The sequence below is a fragment of the Pantoea sp. EKM20T genome, assembly GCF_011800485.1.
GTDB lineage: Bacteria > Pseudomonadota > Gammaproteobacteria > Enterobacterales > Enterobacteriaceae > Pantoea > Pantoea agglomerans.
The window spans coordinates 75,001-96,432 of record NZ_JAALFW010000014.1; the positions used below are offsets into that span (position 1 = coordinate 75,001).

The window sequence follows — 21,432 nt, forward strand, 5'->3', positions numbered from 1 at the left end:
CTGCCCGTTTTCCTGCCAGCCTGTCGGATTATGTCATTCGCTATTCATGGCGACTGAACACGCCTGTCTGACCTGACTTGTCAAAACGCATTACGCTGTAAGCCTCGTGTTTTCCGTCCTGCTCCATGCCCGGGCTCCCGACCGGCATGCCAGGCGTAGCCAGTCCGTAAACGTCACTCTCGACAGCCTGTGCAGCACGGATATCCTCAGCGGGCACATGACCTTCCAGCACCATGCCATTCATCAGTGCGGTATGGCAGGAACGCAGCCCGGCGGGAACATGCCATTGCGCTTTAAGGCCGTCACTTTTTTTCTCCGTCATGACGTGAGTCTGCACCTTAAAGCCCGCCTGTTCCATTTTACTGGCCCATGCTGTGCAGCAGCCGCATTGCGGGGTTTTGTAGAGTTGAATCGTCTGCATGACCGCAGAGGAGACGCCGGATACCAGCAGCATAGAAGCCATAAGAAGTGTCTTTTTCATATCAGTCTCCTGTCCCGGACGCGAACGCCCGGAACGTCTGTCAGGGATTAGTTTTTGCGATGAATAATCAGATAAAGGGCCGGGATCACCAGCATGGATAACAGGGGCGCGGTGATCATTCCACCAATCATTGGCGCAGCGATCCGCTGCATGATTTCAGAACCTGTACCTCCTCCCCACATGATGGGGATCAGCCCGGCCATAATGGTTGCGACGGTCATAACCTTTGGTCGCACACGCAGAACGGCACCTTCATGAATTGCTGCATGAAGGCCTGAGCAGGAAAGCGAGCCCTCCTGATCGGCATGTTTTTTTAGCGCCTGATTGAGATAAAGCACCATAATGACACCGAACTCTGCCGCCACACCTGCCAGTGCGATAAACCCCACCGCCGCCGCAACGGAGAGGTTGTAGCCCAGCAGGTAGAGAAGCCATACCCCGCCAATAAGTGAAAAAGGCAGCGTTCCCATAATCAGTAACGCATCGGTGATGCGACTGAAGGTGACATACAGCAGTACAAAAATAATCATCAGCGTCAGAGGCAGAACAACCAGCAGCCGGTCAGTTGCCCGTTCAAGGTATTCAAATTGCCCTGACCAGCTCAGAGAAACGCCCTCGGGCAGGCTGACCTGCTGGTCAACAACGTTCTGCATGTCCCGGACAACTGATTTCAGGTCCCGGCCCCGGATGTCCACATAGATCCAGTCAGAAAGTCGGGCATTTTCACTCTTGAGCATTGGCGGACCGTCTGCAACGGTGATGCGTGCCAGTTGCGACAGGCTGACCTGGCTGCCTTCAGCTGTTATCACCGGAAGATCGCGCAGCTTCTGCAGCGAGTCGCGAATTTCACGTGGATACCGGATGCTGATGGGATACCGCTCCCGCCCTTCAATCGTCTCGCTGACGTTATCGCCACCTACCACAGCAGAGACAAGCGACTGAAGCTCCTGCACCGAGACGCCGTAACGGGCAGCTTTCTCCCTGTCGATATCAATATCAATATATCGTCCGCCCGTGAGCCTTTCGGCAAGCGCCGAGGTAACGCCCGGCACCTGACGGACCACCTGCTCAATATCACGGGCCACTTTTTCTATCTGGACAATATTATTTCCATTCACTTTTATACCAACAGGGCTTTTGATGCCGGTAGCCAGCATATCCAGACGATTGCGTATGGGAGGAACCCAGACATTGGCTATGCCCGGCACTTTCACCACTTCATCCAGCTCTTTTACGAGTCTTTCCATCGTCATGCCGGGACGCCACTGATCGCGGGGCCTGAAGCGGATAGTGGTCTCAAGCATGGTCAATGGTGCAGGATCGGTGGCAGTATCAGCCCGGCCCGCTTTTCCAAAAACGGTTTCAACTTCCGGTAAGGTTTTTATCAGCCGGTCAGTCTGCTGAAGGAGCCTGCCAGCTTCACGAACGGAAATGCCTGGCAGCGTTGAGGGCATATACAGCAGATCGCCTTCATCAAGGGCGGGCATGAATTCACTGCCAAGACGGGTAAGCGGATAAATTGTTGCAAGCAGGAGAACAGCCGCAACGGTCAGGGTTACCCTGGGCCAGCGCAGTACGGCATTAAGCACGGGCTCATAGGCTTTTATCAGCCAGCGGTTTAAGGGATTGGCTCTTTCATCGGGTATTTTCCCCCGAATAAAAAATCCCATCAGCACCGGAACAAGCGTGACGGCAAGGCCGGCGGCGACCGCCATTGAATACGTTTTGGTAAACGCCAGGGGTGAAAACATCTTTCCCTCCTGAGCCTCAAGAGAAAAGACAGGGATGAAAGACAGCGTGATGATAAGCAGGCTGCAGAACAGCGCTGGTCCCACTTCCGTGGCCGCTTTTTCCGTGATGCGCCAGTAATCCGCTGCTGCCGGATGCTGGCCAGGGTGCGCATGACGCCAGCGCTCAAGCACCTTATGCATATTCTCAATCATCACGATGGCTGCATCGACCATGGCTCCGATAGCAATGGCTATTCCACCCAGAGACATGATGTTGGCATTTACCCCCTGATAGCGCATAACGATAAACGCTCCCAGGATCCCCAGCGGCAGTGAAATAATCGCAACCAGCGCAGACCGGAAATGAAACAGGAAAAGGGTACAGATCACCGCAACAACGATAAATTCCTCAACGAGTTTATGTGTCAGGGTTGCGACTGCGCTCTGGATAAGTCTGGAACGGTCATACACCGGCACGATCTCCACCCCGGCAGGCAGGCTTTTTTTAATGACAGCGAGCTTTTTCTTTACTGCTGATATGGTTTCCAGGGCATTTTTACCTGAGCGCATCACGATGATGCCGCCTGCCACTTCTCCCTCTCCGTTCAGCTCCGCCACGCCACGGCGGAATTCCGGCCCCATCCGGAGCGTGGCGACGTCTGAAAGCATTACGGGCACGCCGCCACGATTTTCAATAACAATATGGCGAAAATCGTCAGCCGTTTTCAGATAGCCTGATGTGCGCACCATATATTCCGCTTCGCCCATTTCGATTACCGAACCGCCGCCCTCCTGGTTGGCACTCTGTACCGCAGACGTTATCCGGGCATGTGAAACATTCAGTGCACGCATGCGGTCCGGATCCAGAATTATCTGGTACTGCCTGACCATTCCTCCGACTGAAGCCACTTCTGACACGCCGGGAAGAGTTTTGAGTTCAAAACGGAGCATCCAGTCCTGAATGGCCCTCAGATCGCCAAGGCTGTGCTTACCGCTTTTATCGGTCAGTACGTACTCAAAAACCCATCCAACACCCGTTGCATCAGGTCCGAGTGAAGCCCGTGCGCCTGCAGGCAATGCGGTCTGTACCTGGCTTAAATACTCAAGTACCCGTGAACGGGCCCAGTAGGGATCGGTTCCATCCTCAAACAGAACGTATACATAGGAATCTCCGAACATTGAGAAACCCCGAACCGTTTTTGCCCCGGGTACCGACAACATGGTCGTCGTAACAGGATAAGTCACCTGATCCTCGATCACCTGAGGAGCCTTGCCGGGATAACTGATACGGATGATAACCTGCACATCCGACAAATCCGGCAGGGCATCCAGCGGAGTTTTCTGCACGGACCATATGCCCCAGACACTCATCATGATGGCGGCGAGTATGACCAGCAGCCGGTTCTGCAGGGACCAGCGAATAATGGCCGATGTCATTTATGACCTCCTTCAACTGACTGGGACGTGTGCGCTGAGTCATCAGTAAAAGAAACGAGCGTGGCACCGGCATCGTTCATTTCGAAGGTAAACGAGATATGATCGCCGGGTTTCATTTTTCCCTGGAGCGGAGCGGGGAGTGAAAACGTCATGGTCATTGGCGGCCAGTTAAGGTCCTTGACGGCTTCATGAGAAACCGTGACCGAATCAGACGTGACTGATAACACCTCGCCCCGTGTCAGGTAGTGCTTTTCAGCCACATCAGGAGATAGCTGCGGAGTAGAAGGAAGCGCACTTCTGAGGCTGGCCTCGGAATCAATAAGAAACTGTCCGGAAGTCACTACCTGCTGTCCTTCCTGGAGCCCCTGCCTGATTTCTGTCAGCCCGTTGTGTGTCCGGCCCGTGCTGACACTGACGGGCCTGAACCAGCCATCGCCTTCAGTGATCAGCACCCGGTTATCCGTCCCGGTCATAATCAGCGCTTCTTCAGGTATGACGAGCACCGGTTCAGAGGGCTGGCTGCTGGCAAGTATGGCATGAACAAACATGCCCGGCTTAAGCAGCCTTTCTGGGTTACTGACGGCCACACGGGCTTTGAGCGTGCGGGTGAGCGGGTCCAGCTCGGGTAACAGTTCCGTCACCTCGCCTGAAAAGGATTGCCCCGGCCAGCTGCCCGTCTCAGCACGGAGCTTACTTCCGGTGGTAAGCAGGCCCGCCTGAGCGGCTGGATAATCAATGATTAGCCATACCGGATCCGGACGCGCCATTTCAAAGAGGGCCTGTGCCGACGTAACCTGTTGTCCTTCGCGAACGGATAGTTTACTGACATAGCCGTCATATTCAGCCCTGACCATAAGTTGCGTGCTGGGCTTACCGGTCCGCTCAATTGTCCGGATAATACTTTCAGGCATAAACTGGAGGTTTAGTCTCTGGCGTGCTGCAGAAGTCAGTGCAGGATCACCAAATCTTCGGATAGCCAGATATTCCTGCTGAGAAGCCGTCCACTGAGGTATCCAGACAGAAACCAGCGGGTCACCTTTCCTGATGAACGCGCCTGGAGCATTAACATAAAGCTTCTGAATTACCCCCTCAGCCTGGACAGAAATGATGGTCATGCCACGTTCGTTGGTCGCAATCGTTCCGAAAGCCTCAAGCTGCTCGTCCAGGACCTCCCGTGTTACTTTTGCCGTTCTGATGCCGAGACTCTGCTGTTGGCGTGCGCTGATTTCAACGCCGTCTTTCTCTGCCTTGTCGTCTGCATACCGCGGAAGCAGTTCCATATCCATAAAGGGCGATTTACCGGGTTTATCGAAGCGCTGTGCGGGCATCATCGGGTCGTACCAGTACAACACTTTACGTTCCGCACTGCTGTGGGCATCATCCGGAACGCGTGCCCTCCGATCGGTATTGACCTCCCCCAGAAAGTAGCCGGCGGCAAAAGCAACAAGAACAAAAGCCGGGATAAAAAAGAAGAGCGGTTTTGTCCTCATGGTCTGTCTCCCTGCGGAATGAGATAACGAATGGCAGCCCACGCGCTGGCCAGTGCTTTTTCGGCATTGTTTTTATCCGTTTCACTGTCCAGAACTGCCCGGCGGGCGGACAGAACATCCGTAAGCGACACGTTGCCGGTACGGTAGCCTGCTTCGGCGAGACGGACCCGGGACTTTTTCAGCGGGATAATTTCGTTTATCTGCCTGTTATAGACGGCCAGGGCTGTGTTGTAGCCGGAGATAAGGGTTTCGAGAGTTGCCTGATGTGCCCGGACCAGGAGAGATAGCCTGTCATTCGCTTCATAAGCCCGGGAAACGTCTGCAGCGTGCTCTTTGTCCTGCCTGTGTGACTGCAGCACCGGGAGATCCACGGTGAACATAATGCCGGCCATATCATCGAAACCTTCAGCGCGGCGGGCATAATAGACCTCAACGCCCACATCCGGAATGGACGCCGTTGCTGACTGATGGGTTCTGGCTTGTGCCACATCCGCCTCGCGCGAAGCGCGTATAATTTCCGGGTGCTGACGGATCTCCTCTGTCAGCAACGTTTCATCTGCAGGCAGCCTGAATATATCCGGCCCGGTTCCTGTTGCCTGATTAATATCCTGTCCGGTCAGCTCTTTCATGCGGGCACGGGCAATATTGATGTCTCGTCTGATGCTCTCCTTTTGATTAGCCAGTTCGCTCAGAGCAAGCCGCAGGTCAATTACGCTTTCGGATGTCGCGCTGCCGCCTGACACGCCAGCATATTGCACGCGCAGCTGTCTGCGGGTTTCATCAAGCGTTCTTTCAATGGCCGCCAGATTTTTTTCGGCATAAGCCAGGTCAAACCAGGCCAGCGCCGTATTCTGCTGCAAAGTGGTGCGGATAACGTCTTTATTTGCCTCAGCCCTATGGCCTTCTGCACGAAATGTCTGCGAGCTGGCTTCACGTTTGGCTGAGCTGACGTAATCCTGCATGATGCCGACACGCTGCATTGTCATGCCTTCCCTCGTCAGACGATGCGCGTTAGCACCGGCGACAGGGACGTTCTCAATGCCAAACCGTAGCTTCGGATCGGGAAGCTGGAGGGCGGATTCTGCCTGACTGTTATAAGCACTCACTTCCTGTTTATTAGCTGACAGCTCCGCAGACCACAGCTCGGCGAGCCGCAGGCTCTCATTCAGGGTGGTTCCGTAAGCGCTGAGTGCTGCCGTAAGGAGAAGGAATGGCGATCCTGCGATCGTCATAAATGAAAATCGGTTTAACATGATGCCTCCGGCAGTTATCGGGTGCTGACTGTGGTCAGGCTGAAGGTGCTACCGGAATTCCGGAACGTGAAGTTGACCGCCTGTCCGGGGCTGAACCGGTCGCCATGGTATTCATCCAGTGAAAACTGCATGGTCATAGCTGGCCAGCCAAGAGAAGCAACGGGGCCATGGGCAATGGTGACGTCTTTGTCAGTCCATGATTTCAGCGTGAAGGGGTACTGCGTCAGAGGTAACGACAGGAACAGGTGTTGCCAGAGTTGAGGGCACGACTGAAAAAACCGCGGTTATAGCAGCAAAAATAAATAACAAGATACGCATTGATTAATCTCCGGAAAATAACAGGGAGTAACCCGGCGGGTTACAGTGGCTGTATTAACCGGAAAATTTATTCTCTGAAGCGACAAAACCTTATTTCAGCAGGAGGCCCCGTAACGGGTGGGGTGAGCCAGTAAGAAGCAGAAAAGGACGAAGAAATTTCAGCGGCAACCAGACGTATGGCCGGACCCTGCATAAGAGCATCTGCAAGATGAAACTGACCGGTTTTTTGGGCATTATCCGGTGTGCAGTGCTTATCGCAGAGAAGACTTTTAACAGGCATGTCACCAGCGTTCATGCCTGGCATGGATACAGCCTGAACCTCTTCAGGAAGCGGAACTATGATCCTGTCACAGTTATAGGCCGCTACAGCCAGCTGAGCATTCAAAAGCGCCCAGCATGAAACAGCAAAAACCGTCCGTAGGCGGCTTTTTCGCTGCATCATTTTTCTGAAAATGCTTTTATAAAAAGCCATCATGGCTGCCTTTTAAAACGGGAAGCTAAATATACGCTTACTGTGTATTTTCTAAAAGAACTTTATCGGCATGTTTATTTTAACAGCCTGCTAACTTGTATGCTGTTGGTTATTAACACTATCGGAATGTGGTGGGTAAATATATTTACGATTCCTGAATAATATGTTTTTGACCTTGCCCTTAGGGGAGGGTTTATTTTGTTTTTAGCAGGTTGACTTTTTTTGATTTATATCAAATAACAATACGGGAAAATACTTATGAAGATGAAAATTATTGCTGCTGCCCTTTTATCCGGCTTCGCCGGTTTCAGTTATGCTGCCGGGGCACCGGTATCTTTTCAGCCCGAAGCGCACAGTGAAATGACAGGGCACCCGCATGACGTGATGGCACATATGGCCTCCGGTAACGCCGATGCTGTCAGCCATCATTCCATGGCTGACATGCATATAATGATGATGGGTCACAAAGGTAAAACTGATAACAGGACTGCCAGTAACAACTTTGCTGATTATGGTGAACATGAAAAGGCCGCTGTTGCTCATGAAAATATGAGTAACGGCAGCGCATGGGCCCATCAGTCACAGGCAGAAAAGCACAGAGCCATGATGTCAGATATTCCCATGAACGGTCACGCAGGCTGATCGACGCCAGCCGGGAAGGGAATCCCTGGCGTGATTCTATACTTGTTATGTGTATAACCTTAGAAGGAGTTTCGCAATGAGAGCAAAGAACATTGTTTTGGCTGGCCTGCTTGCAGTTTTACCCGTTACCGTTATGGCGCAAAAGCCTGCCATGGATATGCAAAGCCAGACCGGCATGTCATCCTCTTCTCAGGCCTACATGTCTGGCATGAGCAATATGCACAAAAGCATGATGGCAGCCATTAAAGACCCGGATGCTGATAAGGCTTTTGCCAAAGGCATGATAGAGCACCATAAAGGGGCCATATCGATGGCAGAAACAGAACTCAAATACGGTAAAGATCCGGAAATGAGGAAAATGGCTGAAGATATTATCAAAGCGCAAAAGACTGAAATTGAGCATATGGAAGGCTGGCTGAAGAAATAGTGGCCATCAGGATGATTGGTTTATAACTCAGTTACCCGGTGAGGCTCTGGAGACAGAGCTTCACATATCAGATAAATGATTCAGTCTGTAGCAGACAATCCTTTCACGCCTGTTTTTCGTGGTTCCTGTGCGATTGCGCCGACACGGAACTTGCCCGCCGCGAGGAAAATTCATGTAAACCTGCCTCGCATCGTTTCAGGCGAAGTTGCGGGAGCAGTGCTTTGATAAGCTCTTTCTTCCGAAGGCCGTCGATGAGCACCTGTCTGATGCGGGCTGCGGACGCATAGCCAACCCTGGTGGCCCGGCATGATAACGCAAAGTGACGGCTGCGACTGGCAATATGGTCAGGAGGACGTATGGCTGAAGCACCTGCAGCTGCTCTGCCCCACCGGCGGGACGGTGCTGACCGTGGATATCTGAGAGGTGAGCGATACCTACCAGTCTGGTGAATAGTGGGCATAATAGAAGAATGATATCTGTCGAACATCTGGCGATATCATGCAGGAAGTCACATTGCTTGTATTGATCCCAGATAATCGCTTTCTGTTCTGGCGTGTCGTAAATGCGCAATCTTTGTTTCATGGCGATGCCCCCCCATCTTTAAGGATAGCGTTGCGTCGACCCGTTGAACTCACAGCACAAAGCGAACCATTTCATCCTCCAGATTTAGTAGTTAACCGTGTAAGAGCCTGATCTACCTTTTCAGCATCCTGCTCTACGATGGCTCTCTCATCGGGTGTGAGCGGAACTTCTTCAAGATAACGTTTTATAGAAGCTTTACTTTCCAGTATCAGCCCGTGTGCGCTGTCTTTCAGCAGGTTAAAATCGCAGCCAATGCAGGCCATTCGGTGCTGACAGCTACTCCAGAAGGGATTTGTGCAGTAGGAGTCGCCCAAATCATAGTACGTCGCGGGTCCGGTCAGACTGGCTGCCTCTGGATCGTGGTCTATAAGCACGCTGACCATGTGAGCTACTCTGTCTGCTTTTACGAAGGAAGCGGCCAGCTGCGTCGGACGAATGCGGAGATAATGCATGGTGGACTGAGGCGTTGAATGCCCCGTCCACTGCATGAGCTCATACAGTGACATGCCCTGTGGTACGCTGGCCAGCGCGGTCACAGCCGAGGCCCGCCCCCGGTGGCTGGTTATCGTACCTCCACTGTCTTCTGAAGGGACGCCAGCTCTTGCACATAGCATCGGTATTAGTGTGCGGTTGAGGATTGCTCCGCCGGCAGGTTTGCCCCGGTACTGAAACAAGAATCGGACCTTTTCGCCGGTCCGCTCGTCGGCGAGCATGGCCTGTTCTGGCGGGCGCTCGTCCAGCCAGATGTCGACATATTTTTTCACCACGGCAGCCACCGGTTTCACAAAGGCTTTTGAGGTCTTTCCGGCGGGAATATGCAGGTAGCACAGAGTTCCTGCAGGAATGATGCCTCCGTCCTCTTTCACAATATCCTCTGCCTGTGGTATGGCACACCCAGTGGTCAGGCGGAGCAGCTCGCTCTTCCTCAGCCCCGCATGGGTCCAGATGACGGCCATCGCCTGCAGCATGGCAAGAGGGTAATGTATTTCAGTCAGCAAATCTTCCTGACGCAGATTCAGGCTGGCCCATATCAGCTTCAGCCAGACCGGATCGTCAATAACACGCGGGTTGACCCCGCGGCGGAACAGGGTAGTGTCTGGTGTGGAAAGATGACGGGCAGAGCTGAAACGCAGGCGACCCCAGCCCCAGTTTTCATAATCGATCATGAAACGGCGCAATGAATAGATAAAATGCGCCCTTGAATGCGGCATCATGGGCTCACCGGATCGCACCGATTTTCTGGTCCCCCTTTCCGTGCCCAGCTGAAGTTCATCCACGTTCATCCGGCCTACCGCAGCGATGAAGCTGGCACAGGTTTCCATGGTCCAGTCTGCCGGTTCCCGCACCTCCGGATGCACCCTGGCCAGCCAGAGGCCGCAACGCAGAATAAAGCTGTACTGGCTTTCACGGGTGCGTGGTCTGAGTACAGACGTTTCGCGCCAGCGGCGGCACCAGTGCACCCAGGCCGGATCAATTCCTTCCACCGGTTTCTCGTACCACTTCGTATAGTTTCGCATCCTCATCGGGGCGCTGAGAATTCCCAGTGTGGCGAGTCCGTGAGAAACCCGGCCAACGTAACGGGATGTCGCTTTATCTATGCTGTTCTGCGCCTGCCAGAGCAGTTCAGGCGTAAACGTTTCAAGCCGGGGATCACCGTTTATTATCATCAGTGTTGCCAGGATGCCTGAGATGTGATTCTTCTGGCTTTTCGGGGCATAACCCAGTGACGTCAGAGTATCGGTCAGCCGGTGCAGTTCATGATGATAAACGGTCTGGCCGAAGATGGCTGAGGCATAGAGGGCGGGTTTCCGAATATCGGGGAGGCTGAGCGGGTCATGAAAATCCCCGAGATGCCAGGCAAAGGCGGTCATTAACGGCCGACCTTCTCTGGCATCCCGGCAGAGCGTCTGCCAGCATTCCTGCGACCAGCGCCAGCAGGGTGTGCCGGATAAATGCATTTCACGCAGCAACCCAGCTATAACCAGCCCGGCGATTTTGCTGCTGCATCCGCTTTCGGTGGCAATATCTGTCAGCGGCCTGATGAGGTCAGGCGCAGGTTTCATCCGGAGCATACCGGCTCGGCTGTGAGAGCTGGCCAGCCCTGTCTGTTCAGCGGAAGTCAGTGACGTTTCAAGCCGGTATTCAGCAATGTTGAAGGGACGCCAGCTGCTTACGATCGGTGTGGTTGTTCTCATATTATTTCTCCGGGCTGAAAATAAGGTTAGCCAACCTGATATCTGCCGTTTCTATCGCTCCTGCCATCCTTGTGGCAAGCTCCCTGCCCGAAAGATGGATATAGATCTGTGTGGTAGCCGGGTCGCGGTGTCCCGCATAGGTGGCGAGTTCGTGCAGCTTCCAGCCTGCACGGGCCAGATGTGTCAGCCGCAGGTGCCGGAAGGTATGTGTTGAGATGTCCGTCAGCGCTGAATCCAGTGACCATTTCCGTACCGTTTTGCTCCAGGTCCAGTATGAAAGCGGCGCACCCTGATTGCGGTCGGACTCAGAACGGAAGAGGGCACCTCTGACGATTCCGTTCCGTTTCATCTGCATAAGGTGGGCTGCCAGCACTGGTGCAACGGCCGGACTATAACTGACAACGCGTTCACGCCGGCTTTTGGTGGTTTCTGCGCGAATGCGGATAAGCCGGTGTGCAAAGTCGAAGTCGTTGATACTCAGTGAAGTAATCTCGGAGCGCCGTAGCGCACCGTAATAGGTTAAGGCCAGCATCAGGCGGTCACGAAGCGGGGAAGCGGCAGCGTGGAAAAGAAAAGTTTGCCACTGCGTATCGTCAGGAATACGCGGCAGCTTTACGATGCGGGGAACCAATCCCCGGCCGGAAAACAGCATGCCAGGTGTGCCGGAGCGGGGCAGCGGATTGACCGTACAGAGATCCAGATACATCAGAAAGTCATACCACAGACGAATTGCTGACAGTCGCAGCTGGAGTGTGGCGCTGGCCGCGGAGAAAGGCATGCCGGGTAACTGAGGGCTGATGTAGGCGGCCAGATCTTCAAACCTAGCCTTTTCAGGGTCAAGCCTGTGCTGGCTGCAGAACGCAAAATAATGGTGGAGGGCATTGCGGTAGGCGTTGAGTGTTGACGGCGCCCGTCCCAGGTCGAACAGAAGTTTCAGCCAGCGCTCTGCCAGCAACAGGATATGTTCATCCGGTGAAATCATCATTGTGCTCACCTCTGGCAGCAGTATTGCTGCTCAAATTTTACTCAATCAATGTTGCATTCCACTTAACTTACTAGAGCGCGTAGTTCGAACTGAATACATGAACGCGCTCGCTAAAATTCTGATTTTTAATCTGGAACCACGGTGCACCCATTTTGATACCCAGTTTTTTTGCGCCCGTGCTGCGCGCGATGACGCAGCCGTCGTTGTTCGACAGCACAACAACGGGTTTACCGCGGAGATCTGGCCGAAACAATGCCTCGCAGCTGGCGTAAAACGAGTTGACGTCGGCGAGGCCAAACATGGACATGGTCACCTCCGACGGGCCCGGGTACTGTTAAAGAACCAGGTAACAACACCGAGCAGCTGCAGTTCCTCCGGATATATTACCGGATAGGCCGGATTCATCGGGAGCAGTGCCAGCGTGGGCTGTAGCTGCAGACGCTTGACGGTGAACTCGCCGTTGACCTCCGCGATCACGATGTCGCCGTGAGTCGCATTCTCTGCCCGATCAACAACCATGACGTCACCATCGCAGAGACCGAGGTCCCGCATACTGTTTCCACTGGCGCGCACGAAGAAGGTCGAGGCGCGCCGGCGGATGCAGAGCTCATTCAGATCGAGTTCTTTCTCAACGTAATCCTGAGCGGGGGAGGGGAAGCCGGCGGCGCACGGATCGGCATACAGTGGCACACGGACGCGGGGCGTAAACAGGGGTGGCCAGAGCAATGTCAGGCCTGCTGCATAGTTACCCGGATTCATGACCAGATGCTCCGGTTATGCTGTCGTGTCACTGCAGAAACTCTGTTGAAATAGCGCATAAAATTCCTCCTCTCATTTTACTGTTTATTTGTACAGTATTATTGAGGTGAATTAATCTGGCAAGAGGGAGCGAAGCGGCCATGAACAAAAGCGAAGCCATGTGTCTGACAGGATGGGAAATTTTATGACGGACAGCCCGACTTTCAGTGCCAGGCTGATTTAATGAGAATGCGGAATGTATGTATCGGGCGTAAGCAGTCCATGACGGCATCGGTGAAATGACGCTTCCTCGCCACGGCTGTTCGTTCCTCGCTGCGCTGCGGTACGCCTCAGCCGGGCCTGCGGCGAGCGTTACGATTGCACGTTCAGGGAAAGAAATATGCAGCCTTATTTCTCTTCGGGATTGCTCAATCCGGAAACGATACCCGGCGGAGAGATACCCATATAGAGTTTTGTGAACGGTAAGGGCATTAATCTTTATCTGCGGGTAAAGCCCCGATAAGCTCACTTCCCTGGTGATGAATATTGCCTACTTTTTTACTGACAGGATGCCAGGTAAATGCTTTTTCCGGAACGGCAGCATCATGGGCAATTTCTTCCGCACGCGCTGGAGACGTTTCATTGCAGAGCCATTCACGAACGGCATCAGGCGTAATCACCAGCGGCCGTCTGTCATGTATATCGACCATGCCCTGATTGCTGGCTGATGTGACAATTACGAACCCCTCTTTGCCGTGATCCTGACCGTACGGCTGCCTGCCGATGGCGGCGAAGAAAAGCGGCTCCTTTTTTTTGTGAAAGATGAAGAATGGCTGCTTCTCACCACCTTCTTTCTGCCATTCGAACCAGCCGTCAGCAGGCACGATAGCGCGGCCATGATTCCAGAGAGGCTTAAACATGCGGCCGCTCGCAGCCGTCTCACCGCGCGCGTTGATAAGTGGCTGCTTATCCCACCATTCCGGTCCATAGGCCCAGTACACCGGATCGAGACGCAGCGAATCTTCCTGTTCGTTTAGAAGGAGTACTTTAGTGCCTGGTGCTACGTTAAAGCGCCCGACAGGTTCCGGATCGAATGTGATTTCGTCCGGGGTCAGGCCGAGTGCATCAAAATAATCATCGCGGCTGCTGTACTGCGCAAATCTTCCACACATGGGTACCTCCTTCTGTTGATGTAAGGATAGCGACGTATACTGATACTTGGAGTATTAATTGCGCCTGCGCGACGAACAACTGGTCGCTATCAGGTTCATCTCATAAGGCTGAAAAGCTGTAAATAATGGAGCAATTCATGGCCTTTCAGAGTCCGGCCCAGAACTACACTGAAACGCGCCTTAATCTGGGCGACCTGGTGCATCTTTCGCCTTACTCTACCTATCTCATGCGCAGCGAAAGCGACTGTGCTGATGCGGGTATTGTTAAAGGGTCCGTGCTGGCCATTGATCGGGCGCTGAAACCGGCACACGGTCAGCTTATCGTGGCCGAGCTCGACGGGGAGATGACGCTGAGGCGCCTGCTGCTCAATCCGGTTCCCGCCCTGCAGGCGCTGGACGCGGATGAAACTGTTACTTTGCTTGATATAAGCCAGCCGCTCCCCGTATGGGGTGTGGTTGCCTATGCCCTCACGGACGTAGCCGGGGTAGGATTCAGCGGACCGGCAGGAGAATGATTATGTTTGCGCTGGCCGATGCCAACAATTTTTATGCCTCCTGCGAAACCGTCTTCAGGCCGGACCTGCGCGGCAAACCCCTTGTCGTCGTATCGAACAATGACGGCTGCGTCATCGCGCGATCGGCAGAAGCAAAGCGGTTAGGGATTAAGATGGCCGCTCCCCTGTTCCAGAACGAACGCTATTTCAGAGAGAACGGCGTGCAGGTGTTCAGCTCAAATTACGAACTGTACGGTGATATGTCAGCGCGCATGATGGCCATACTGGGCGAGATGGCCGCGGGACAGGAAGTCTATTCCATCGATGAGTCATTCCTGGACGTTACCGGGATTGGCAGACTTATCCCGCTTGAGACATTTGGCCAGCAGATGCGTGAGCGCATCCGGAGAGAAACCGGACTGATAATCGGCGTGGGTTTCGGACCGACCAAAACGCTGGCCAAACTGGCTAATCACGCGGCCAAGAAATGGACGCAGACCCGGGGTGTCGTGGATCTGTCTGACGAAAGCCGGCAACGAAAACTTCTGCATCTGACTGACGTCAGTGATATCTGGGGTATTGGTCATCGCATCAGTAAGCGGCTGAACCAGCTGGGCATCACCACGGCCCTGCAGCTCGCAGACAGCAATATCAGCATGATACGGAAAAACTTTGACGTCATCGTCGAACGTACGACACGGGAACTTAATGGAGAATCCTGCCTGGCACTAGAAGACGCACCTCCGCCTAAGCAGCAGATAGTGAACTCTCGCTCTTTTGGCCAGCGCATAACACAGCTGGAAGATATGCAGCAGGCAATCGTACTGTATGCCACGCGTGCGGCGGAAAAGCTAAGGGAGCAGAATTCACGCTGCCGCCATATAAGCGTCTCGATTGCCACCGGTCGTCACGGTGATGAACCGCAGTATTCAAATACGTCCTCACGCATATGCGATTATCCGACGAATGACTCGCGGGACATTATCGAATCAGCACTTCGTGGGCTTAGCACTATCTGGAAGGAGGGTTACAGGTATGCGAAAGCCGGCGTCATGCTGGGTGATTTTTACCAGTCAGGTGTTGCGCAGTTTGACATGTTTAGTGAGCAGCAGCCGCGTGCGAACGCAGACGCGTTAATGGCAGCACTGGACGGTATTAATCGTTCAGGGAGAGGAAAAGTTTTTTTCGCGGGCCAGGGAGAGAGTGACAGTGCATGGCAGATGAAGCGTGAAATGCTGTCACCTCGCTACACAACGAGATTAAAAGATATTCCAAAAATAAAATCGTGAGAGGGACTGGCCTGCTTGCTCATCAGGTAGCGGGGTTTGACGAGCCGGCAAAACTGTGGGCTGGAGGGAGCCACATAAGATTAGGTTTTTATGCGCACTTACCCTAGCAGTCCGTTTAAATAAAAAGCTAAGGGATATTAATTACATCTTTGCAAGGTTGGGTAAGTTAGGCATTCTGTAGATATTTTATACCTCATGGAGAAAGAAGATGACCAGCGAATCTATAGAAACTACTGCTGAAAAAAAACAATTAGTAGGAAATTTATGGTGGGAAAAAACTGTTGAGTATAGATTTGTTTTAAATGCATCAGAAGAGTTTGGGATAGACTTACTGAGTCCTTTGTCAGGTTATCCAGAAGCAATAGGCGACACAATTACTAGAAAGGATAATGCTTATTTCATTATTGAGTTCAAGAGAAGGCCATCTGACTTCAAAGATGAATATGATAAATACAAATCGGGAAAGACTGGGTATGAATTTGCAAAATTTATGTTAAAAGACAACGAAAACTCAAATTCTCACTATGTTATCGCCGGTAAGCTTGGAGAAAATGGGAAGTCACTAGATTTATGCTGTATGAGATATTTTGACATAACAAAGAAGGTCGATTCTAAAGATCTCTTTGTAAGCGGTATGAGTTATGATCAATTTATTGAATATTCTCAAGAACTTACGTTTTATAAAATCGATAGCGATTCAGATGATAGTAGTGATGGTAACACTAGCGAAATTCATATGGGAGCAAATGTTTTAGCGTTAGGAAAGAATAATGAAGCAATAATCCTTCCGCTTTCATTTTTTGCAAACCCTAGGCCAAAAAATAATAATTCAAATAACTCTCATCCACCGTCTGATCCGACACCTAATCCTCCTTCAGATGCAACATCTGCGGTAAGTAATATTAAAAAAAGCTCTGATGCTGAAAAGTTACAACATAAGGTTGCTACTAAAGAAGAAATATTGGCCCGACTAAAGTTTTTTAAAGATAGATATAACGAATCAACGGTTCCAAAAGGCCCAAGTAAATCAAGCTCTAAATCGTAGTGATGTTCGATTGAACCGTTTCTTTTGCCGCTTCCCGTTCTGCGGCCGGAAACCGGCATAGGGAAAGTGCCGCGCCGTCAGCTTAGTCGGGCCGCGATAAACTCGGACTGCGGGCGAAAGAAAATAATAAGGATGTTGCTGCGCGCCGCTATATTCCGCCATGCGGCGGGACAGGGCAGAAAAACCGGTCCGTGCGTGCTGCGGCCGGTGCCGTGACTTCACTTTAGCCCGGCCGCTGCGTGTTCAAGAGATCGCTTCGCTCGCCATCCTCGCCCGTTCGCACTCGCTCCGCCGCGCTTACTTCCGTCGCGCCGCCGCTCAGAAATTCGCGCCAGCGCCGTGCGTAATCCCGTCTCCCGCTCGCTTGCGCTGCGGCCTGTGGTGTCGCTCCTGAACACTCCGCTTTCCGCCGGGCTGTCATTCAGTCACGGCACAGGCCGGAACGGTGATTACTTTGACTGCGGAGGATTTCTTATGACATTTAGCGGACCAGCGGTATACGTCGGGACTTACCATAAATACAACTGCGGCAGCATTTTCGGGAAATGGTTTGATCTCACTGAATTTGAGGAAAAGGACGAGTTTCACGACGCGTGTCGCGAACTCCACGCCTCTGAAGAAGATCCTGAATTTATGTTTCAGGACTGGGAGGGCATTCCGTCTAAATTCGTATCTGAATCCTCTATCGACTGGGATTTCATCGCGGCCTGGAAGCAGGCGAAAGAAGAGGGCAGGGAAGACGCCTTTATTGCGTGGGCGGATTATTCGGGCGGGTGTGATTTTGACGCGTTTGATGATGCGTACAGGGGGAAGGCAGAAACGGAGGAAGATTACGCGTATGAGCTGGTTGAAGACAACGGCCTGCTGAATGACGTGCCGGAGCCGCTGCGCTCTTATTTCGACTATGAAGCCTATGCCCGCGACCTGTTCAGCAGCAGCTATGTGTTGCACGACGGCTTTGTATTCAGCAACTGATGTCGCCGGCAGGGGAAGCCCTGCCGCAAAGGAGAAAAAATGGAACTGTCACCACAAACCCGCGAAATCCTGCGTCAGTATAAAGCTGCTGTGAACGCGCAGCGCCGAACCAACGGCCTGAGAGAGTTTAGAGCGGAGGAGATCATGGATGAAATCTGTCATTTTATGACCTGTCAGAGTGCCGTTTACATCGGTGGCCACTTTATTCAGCAGGGCGGGAAAGGGTAATCAGCACAGTCAGGCGGTTCCGGCCGCCTTTTAGCCCGCGAAAAACGCGCCTGCGGCAGCAGAAAGGAAAGAGGCGCGCCTGACGGCGCGACTCCTGTCTTTTTGCCTGTCAGAGCCGCGAGATTGATATCATGGAAAGTAGAACCACGCCGTTGAGATAAGGTCATTTGAAATTTCGAAAACAGCAATGCTTTCGAGGGGATCGGGTGACAGGCCATGAATGAATTCGTGATTAAACACTTTGTTACCCAGCACCGTCCTGGAAATGAGTTCTGCCCTGAGTTCCGGATTGTTAAAACGATTACTTATGTAAAACTCACGCAGCGCTGATTTTCCGATCGTAGAGGGGGTTTCGGCGGGCATGCGATAGCCCCTGAAATCCTCAGAAAAGCAATCAATAAAAGCATTTATATCGTGTTTATTGTAAGCCTCAAACTGAGCGGCGACCGGACGTATTACTGACATGTTCAGCTCTCTGTGGTTGTTTATTTATGCTGTTTAATAGCATAAGCATTCATTAGTTTGAAGGCTTCTGAAATCATTTCTTCGGTGTATCGCCGATTATTCATAAAAAGTCCGTTACCCCGGGCGTCCGGTCGGCTGTCATGCTCCGCACAGAGCCGGCGAGCCGTCTCTGCCCGGCCCCGTTCCGGGGCAGCGGGTTTCCATCCTGACGCAACACCTTCCGCTCGCAGCAGCCGTTCCGGCTGCGCCGCTCAGTCCCGCCGTAAACGGCGCTCCCTGCATCCCGCCACCACACACGGCGGGATGTAAGGGGCAACGCTGTTTCGCCCCCGCGCGTCACACCGTTGCGGCGGGTTCCTGCTTTCCTCATGGGTTGTTTCGCCCGTCTGAGTCCTTTCGCCGGGGCTGAGACAAGCACAAACCGCCTGGCTGTCCAGGGACGGCTGAAGCCTCTCGCCGGAAAATTTTTTATGTGGCCAAAAATTTTTCCGCTCGCTCCCGGACATCTGCGCCGGCCCGTGCTCGTTGCGCCCTTTGCGGCGAACGGCTCTCAAACGGGTGAAGGTTACAACCAGGGGAGAAAGCAGCAGTTCCCCGCAAAACGTCAAGACCGCGGCCCCGGCAACTCAACGGGTGATGGTTTTAAGGGCAGACAGACAGGAGATTTAAGTGGAACAGCCAGCAGTTGTGCGCTTACCGGATGACACCTTCACGCGTGAGCAGGCGATGGAAGTCGCTGCGCAGTATTCCAATGTGACTATCGAAGACGATCAGGGTACGCACTTTCGCCTGGTCGTGCGTAAGGACGGCGGTCTGGTCTGGAGAGCATGGGATTTTGAATCAGAGGCGGGTTACTGGCTGAACCGTTATATCGGTGATTACGGTATTCGCAAAGCGCAGTAAGCCGTTAAAAGGTGCCCTGCGGAGCAGCCACTCCGCAGGGCGGGACAGTCAATAATCTAACGAGGTATTAACGATGTCAGTAACCGATGTTAAAGCAAAAGCCCCTAAAAGAACCAGCGTTAAAAAAGTGACCGGTGCCGAACAGGCGGCGGTAAAAGCGGCGCTTGAGGCCGCGCCGGTTGAGTATGCGCCCCTGTCAGTGTTCGTCATGTCACTGCTGAATGCCCGTACCATCCCGTATTCCACTGAAAGCGTTGAGAGCATGGCGGCAACCATCAGGTCGGTCGGCCTGTTGCAGAATCTGGTCGCCCACGCACTGCCGGACGGCGAACTGGCGGTGGCCGCAGGTGGCAGACGCCTTACCGCCCTGAATCTGCTGCTCTCACAGCAGTTTCTGACCCCTGATTACCCGGTGCCTTTCAAGCGCGTCTCACCGGAAATGGCCGCGCTGGTTTCCTACATCGAGAATGCGCAGCGCAGCGATATGCATGCGGCGGAGCAGATTGCCAGCTTCGGTACCCTGGCTTATCAGGGTAAAACTCCCGAACAGATTGGTGCCGAGCTGGGCTACAGCACCCGTCACGTTCAGCGCATGCTGAAACTCGCAAACCTTGCGCCGTCGCTGCTTAAGCTGCTGGCAGAGGATCAGCTGACGGTTGAGCAGTGCCAGGCGCTCTGCCTTGAAGACGATCAGGCCCGTCAGGTGCGTGTTTATGAAGAGGTCAAAGCCTCCTGGCATAACCTGCCCGTCACCATGTTACGAAAACTCATTACCGATAAAGAAATCTCCATCACAGATAAGCGCTTTCTCTTCGTGGGTCGTGAGACGTACGAGGCAGCAGGCGGTGTCGTGCGCGAAGACCTGTTCAGTCAGCAGGAAGGTGAGGGAACGGCTGACGCGGTTCTGCTGGAAACCCTGACCCTGCAGAAGCTGACCGCAATGGCGCAGGCCATTCAGGAAAGTGAAGGCTGGAAATGGAGCATGGGCCAGCTGAGTTCGCTTTATCCGCACCGGGATGCGCTGACGTATCAGCTGACCGACGAGCCGGAACCTGTCTACATCGGTGACGAAGAAAGCCGCATTGATGATCTGTACCAGGTGGCTGATGAATGTGCACAAAGCGCTGACGATGATGGCTACAGCGCAGCCAGCGATGAAATTGAAATCATCGAGAAAGCAGCACTGGTTCGTGCCTGGACCCCGGAAGTTCGCGCCATGTCGGGCGTGGTGGTCGGGTTCGATAAATACGATGAACTCTGTGTGCAGCGCGGCGTTGTGCGGGTTGCCGATCTGCAGGCTGATGAAAGCAGCGAAACAGAGCAGGACGCACAGTCTGCCGTACCTCAGAACAGCCCAATCAGCATGGCTAAAAAGCCGGATGCGGCTGAGGGGATCAGTCTGCCGCTTCTCACCAAAATGTCGTCTGAGCGCACCCTTGCCGTGCAGGCTGCGCTGATGCAGCAACAGAAAAAGGCTGTTTCCCTGCTGGTCTGGCAGCTTTGCAACAACGTATTCAGCTCCGGCTCACAGTATGGCAACCCGTTCAGCATCCGCGTGACCGTACCACACTACAGCCTGACGCAGGATGCCCCGTCCGGTGACAAAGGCCCGGGCTTTACCGTCCTGATGCAGGAAAAGGCCCGTCTGGAATCCCTGCTGCCGCAGGGATGGAATAAAGACTTCACCACATTCTTCGATCTGAGCGGTGAAACGCTTATGTCACTGATGGCGTTCTGCGTTGCCTGTTCGGTTGACGGGGTGCAGACGCGTGAATATCAGCGCACCACTGACAGCCGGCTGGACACACTGGAAAATGCGATTGGCTTCCACATGCGTGACTGGTGGCAACCCACAAAGGCGAACTTCTTCGCTGACCTGAAGCATACACAGATTATCGATTCGCTGACTGAGGCCGGGTTTACAGGCGCGGCTGCTGACGCGGCGAAAATGAAGAAGGGCGATGCCGCTGAACTGGCTGAGGGAAAAATGCGGGATACGCGCTGGGTGCCAGCCTGGATGAAAGGGCCGGAGCCTGAAACGACTGGCGTGGCCGGGTCTGCTGAGGCTGGCAGCGACACTGACAACAACGTTCCCGCTCACGCGGCCTGAT

At 53.3% G+C, this 21,432-nt stretch carries 20 protein-coding genes and 2 pseudogenes; 9 read left to right on the plus strand and 13 right to left on the minus strand.

Annotated features, from left to right (window positions below; genetic code table 11):
- Window positions 1-40: 40 nt before the first annotated feature.
- From HFD94_RS19805 to HFD94_RS19830, 6 genes are all read right to left on the minus strand, one after another.
- Entirely contained in the window at window positions 41-481 is a 441-nt protein-coding gene (locus HFD94_RS19805) for a DUF411 domain-containing protein (protein ID WP_167433456.1), read from the minus strand.
- 47 nt (window positions 482-528) lie between these two features.
- A complete protein-coding gene (locus HFD94_RS19810) occupies window positions 529-3,648 on the minus strand; it encodes an efflux RND transporter permease subunit (RefSeq protein ID WP_167433457.1) in 3,120 nt (1,039 codons plus the stop codon).
- A complete protein-coding gene (locus HFD94_RS19815; protein WP_167433458.1) occupies window positions 3,645-5,138 on the minus strand; it encodes an efflux RND transporter periplasmic adaptor subunit in 1,494 nt (497 codons plus the stop codon). Before HFD94_RS19815 ends, HFD94_RS19810 begins: the two co-directional genes overlap by 4 nt.
- A complete protein-coding gene (locus HFD94_RS19820) occupies window positions 5,135-6,391 on the minus strand; it encodes a TolC family protein (RefSeq protein ID WP_243234802.1) in 1,257 nt (418 codons plus the stop codon). Before HFD94_RS19820 ends, HFD94_RS19815 begins: the two co-directional genes overlap by 4 nt.
- 14 nt (window positions 6,392-6,405) lie before the next feature.
- Window positions 6,406-6,636 carry a copper-binding protein gene (locus tag HFD94_RS23070; protein WP_167433486.1) on the minus strand — a complete coding sequence of 77 codons (231 nt, stop codon included), beginning with the start codon at window positions 6,634-6,636 and terminating at the stop codon, window positions 6,406-6,408.
- 140 nt (window positions 6,637-6,776) lie between these two features.
- Window positions 6,777-7,184 (minus strand): hypothetical protein, encoded by a 408-nt coding sequence (locus HFD94_RS19830; protein WP_243234803.1) that lies wholly within the window; start codon window positions 7,182-7,184, stop codon window positions 6,777-6,779.
- 255 nt (window positions 7,185-7,439) lie between these two features.
- On the opposite strand from HFD94_RS19830, the gene HFD94_RS19835 reads away from it, so the two are divergent.
- Together HFD94_RS19835 and HFD94_RS19840 are read left to right on the plus strand one after the other, a co-directional pair.
- Entirely contained in the window at window positions 7,440-7,823 is a 384-nt protein-coding gene (locus HFD94_RS19835) for a hypothetical protein (RefSeq protein WP_167433459.1), read from the plus strand.
- A 76-nt stretch (window positions 7,824-7,899) separates the two neighbouring features.
- On the plus strand, window positions 7,900-8,250 hold the full coding sequence (locus tag HFD94_RS19840) for a DUF305 domain-containing protein (RefSeq protein ID WP_167433460.1): 351 nt from the start codon (window positions 7,900-7,902) through the stop codon (window positions 8,248-8,250).
- Window positions 8,251-8,665: 415 nt separating this feature from the next.
- On the opposite strand, the pseudogene HFD94_RS19845 reads toward HFD94_RS19840, so the two are convergent.
- The 6 genes and pseudogenes from HFD94_RS19845 to HFD94_RS19870 form a co-directional block, all read right to left on the minus strand.
- A pseudogene (locus HFD94_RS19845) lies at window positions 8,666-8,832 on the minus strand (IS30 family transposase); the annotation flags it as partial.
- Between the two features lie 71 nt (window positions 8,833-8,903).
- Complete coding sequence (locus tag HFD94_RS19850) at window positions 8,904-11,027, minus strand: tyrosine-type recombinase/integrase (protein ID WP_167433461.1); 2,124 nt, start codon at window positions 11,025-11,027, stop codon at window positions 8,904-8,906.
- Window position 11,028: 1 nt separating this feature from the next.
- Window positions 11,029-12,012, minus strand: a complete 984-nt coding sequence (locus HFD94_RS19855; protein ID WP_167433462.1) for a site-specific integrase — start codon at window positions 12,010-12,012, stop codon at window positions 11,029-11,031.
- 73 nt (window positions 12,013-12,085) lie between these two features.
- Window positions 12,086-12,313 (minus strand): annotated as a pseudogene (locus HFD94_RS19860) (DNA polymerase V subunit UmuC); the annotation flags it as partial.
- 8 nt (window positions 12,314-12,321) lie between these two features.
- On the minus strand, window positions 12,322-12,771 hold the full coding sequence (gene umuD, locus HFD94_RS19865) for a translesion error-prone DNA polymerase V autoproteolytic subunit (protein ID WP_167433464.1): 450 nt from the start codon (window positions 12,769-12,771) through the stop codon (window positions 12,322-12,324).
- Between the two features lie 470 nt (window positions 12,772-13,241).
- Window positions 13,242-13,922 carry an SOS response-associated peptidase family protein gene (locus tag HFD94_RS19870; RefSeq protein WP_167433465.1) on the minus strand — a complete coding sequence of 227 codons (681 nt, stop codon included), beginning with the start codon at window positions 13,920-13,922 and terminating at the stop codon, window positions 13,242-13,244.
- A 137-nt stretch (window positions 13,923-14,059) separates the two neighbouring features.
- Between HFD94_RS19870 and HFD94_RS19875 the strand changes: the two genes are divergently transcribed.
- The 5 genes from HFD94_RS19875 to HFD94_RS19895 all read left to right on the plus strand — a co-directional run bounded on the left by HFD94_RS19875 (window position 14,060) and on the right by HFD94_RS19895 (window position 17,953).
- On the plus strand, window positions 14,060-14,437 hold the full coding sequence (locus tag HFD94_RS19875; protein ID WP_167433466.1) for a S24 family peptidase: 378 nt from the start codon (window positions 14,060-14,062) through the stop codon (window positions 14,435-14,437).
- Window positions 14,438-14,439: 2 nt separating this feature from the next.
- Window positions 14,440-15,705 (plus strand): translesion error-prone DNA polymerase V subunit UmuC, encoded by a 1,266-nt coding sequence (gene umuC, locus HFD94_RS19880; RefSeq protein WP_167433467.1) that lies wholly within the window; start codon window positions 14,440-14,442, stop codon window positions 15,703-15,705.
- A gap of 208 nt (window positions 15,706-15,913) precedes the next feature.
- Window positions 15,914-16,750, plus strand: a complete 837-nt coding sequence (locus HFD94_RS19885; RefSeq protein WP_167433468.1) for a hypothetical protein — start codon at window positions 15,914-15,916, stop codon at window positions 16,748-16,750.
- A gap of 474 nt (window positions 16,751-17,224) precedes the next feature.
- Complete coding sequence (locus HFD94_RS19890; RefSeq protein WP_167433488.1) at window positions 17,225-17,725, plus strand: antirestriction protein ArdA; 501 nt, start codon at window positions 17,225-17,227, stop codon at window positions 17,723-17,725.
- A 39-nt stretch (window positions 17,726-17,764) separates the two neighbouring features.
- Window positions 17,765-17,953, plus strand: a complete 189-nt coding sequence (locus HFD94_RS19895) for a hypothetical protein (protein WP_167433469.1) — start codon at window positions 17,765-17,767, stop codon at window positions 17,951-17,953.
- Window positions 17,954-18,082: 129 nt separating this feature from the next.
- Here the strand turns inward: HFD94_RS19895 and HFD94_RS19900 are convergent, their stop codons facing one another.
- On the minus strand, window positions 18,083-18,418 hold the full coding sequence (locus tag HFD94_RS19900; RefSeq protein ID WP_167433470.1) for a nuclear transport factor 2 family protein: 336 nt from the start codon (window positions 18,416-18,418) through the stop codon (window positions 18,083-18,085).
- A gap of 669 nt (window positions 18,419-19,087) precedes the next feature.
- On the opposite strand from HFD94_RS19900, the gene HFD94_RS19905 reads away from it, so the two are divergent.
- Together HFD94_RS19905 and HFD94_RS19910 are read left to right on the plus strand one after the other, a co-directional pair.
- Entirely contained in the window at window positions 19,088-19,321 is a 234-nt protein-coding gene (locus tag HFD94_RS19905) for a DUF905 domain-containing protein (protein ID WP_256378012.1), read from the plus strand.
- A 73-nt stretch (window positions 19,322-19,394) separates the two neighbouring features.
- Window positions 19,395-21,431, plus strand: a complete 2,037-nt coding sequence (locus HFD94_RS19910) for a ParB/RepB/Spo0J family partition protein (RefSeq protein ID WP_167433471.1) — start codon at window positions 19,395-19,397, stop codon at window positions 21,429-21,431.
- Window position 21,432 lies beyond the last annotated feature (1 nt).

Bases quoted from the DNA above. Each gene is read 5' to 3' on its own strand.
- HFD94_RS19805 (WP_167433456.1), bottom strand. From the start codon at position 481: ATGAAAAAGACACTTCTTATGGCTTCTATGCTGCTGGTATCCGGCGTC.
- HFD94_RS19810 (WP_167433457.1), bottom strand. From the start codon at position 3,648: ATGACATCGGCCATTATTCGCTGGTCCCTGCAGAACCGGCTGCTGGTC.
- HFD94_RS19815 (WP_167433458.1), bottom strand. From the start codon at position 5,138: ATGAGGACAAAACCGCTCTTCTTTTTTATCCCGGCTTTTGTTCTTGTT.
- HFD94_RS19820 (WP_243234802.1), bottom strand. From the start codon at position 6,391: ATGTTAAACCGATTTTCATTTATGACGATCGCAGGATCGCCATTCCTT.
- HFD94_RS19830 (WP_243234803.1), bottom strand. From the start codon at position 7,184: ATGATGGCTTTTTATAAAAGCATTTTCAGAAAAATGATGCAGCGAAAA.
- HFD94_RS19835 (WP_167433459.1), top strand. From the start codon at position 7,440: ATGAAGATGAAAATTATTGCTGCTGCCCTTTTATCCGGCTTCGCCGGT.
- HFD94_RS19840 (WP_167433460.1), top strand. From the start codon at position 7,900: ATGAGAGCAAAGAACATTGTTTTGGCTGGCCTGCTTGCAGTTTTACCC.
- HFD94_RS19850 (WP_167433461.1), bottom strand. From the start codon at position 11,027: ATGAGAACAACCACACCGATCGTAAGCAGCTGGCGTCCCTTCAACATT.
- HFD94_RS19855 (WP_167433462.1), bottom strand. From the start codon at position 12,012: ATGATGATTTCACCGGATGAACATATCCTGTTGCTGGCAGAGCGCTGG.
- umuD (WP_167433464.1), bottom strand. From the start codon at position 12,771: ATGAATCCGGGTAACTATGCAGCAGGCCTGACATTGCTCTGGCCACCC.
- HFD94_RS19870 (WP_167433465.1), bottom strand. From the start codon at position 13,922: ATGTGTGGAAGATTTGCGCAGTACAGCAGCCGCGATGATTATTTTGAT.
- HFD94_RS19875 (WP_167433466.1), top strand. From the start codon at position 14,060: ATGGCCTTTCAGAGTCCGGCCCAGAACTACACTGAAACGCGCCTTAAT.
- umuC (WP_167433467.1), top strand. From the start codon at position 14,440: ATGTTTGCGCTGGCCGATGCCAACAATTTTTATGCCTCCTGCGAAACC.
- HFD94_RS19885 (WP_167433468.1), top strand. From the start codon at position 15,914: ATGACCAGCGAATCTATAGAAACTACTGCTGAAAAAAAACAATTAGTA.
- HFD94_RS19890 (WP_167433488.1), top strand. From the start codon at position 17,225: ATGACATTTAGCGGACCAGCGGTATACGTCGGGACTTACCATAAATAC.
- HFD94_RS19895 (WP_167433469.1), top strand. From the start codon at position 17,765: ATGGAACTGTCACCACAAACCCGCGAAATCCTGCGTCAGTATAAAGCT.
- HFD94_RS19900 (WP_167433470.1), bottom strand. From the start codon at position 18,418: ATGTCAGTAATACGTCCGGTCGCCGCTCAGTTTGAGGCTTACAATAAA.
- HFD94_RS19910 (WP_167433471.1), top strand. From the start codon at position 19,395: ATGTCAGTAACCGATGTTAAAGCAAAAGCCCCTAAAAGAACCAGCGTT.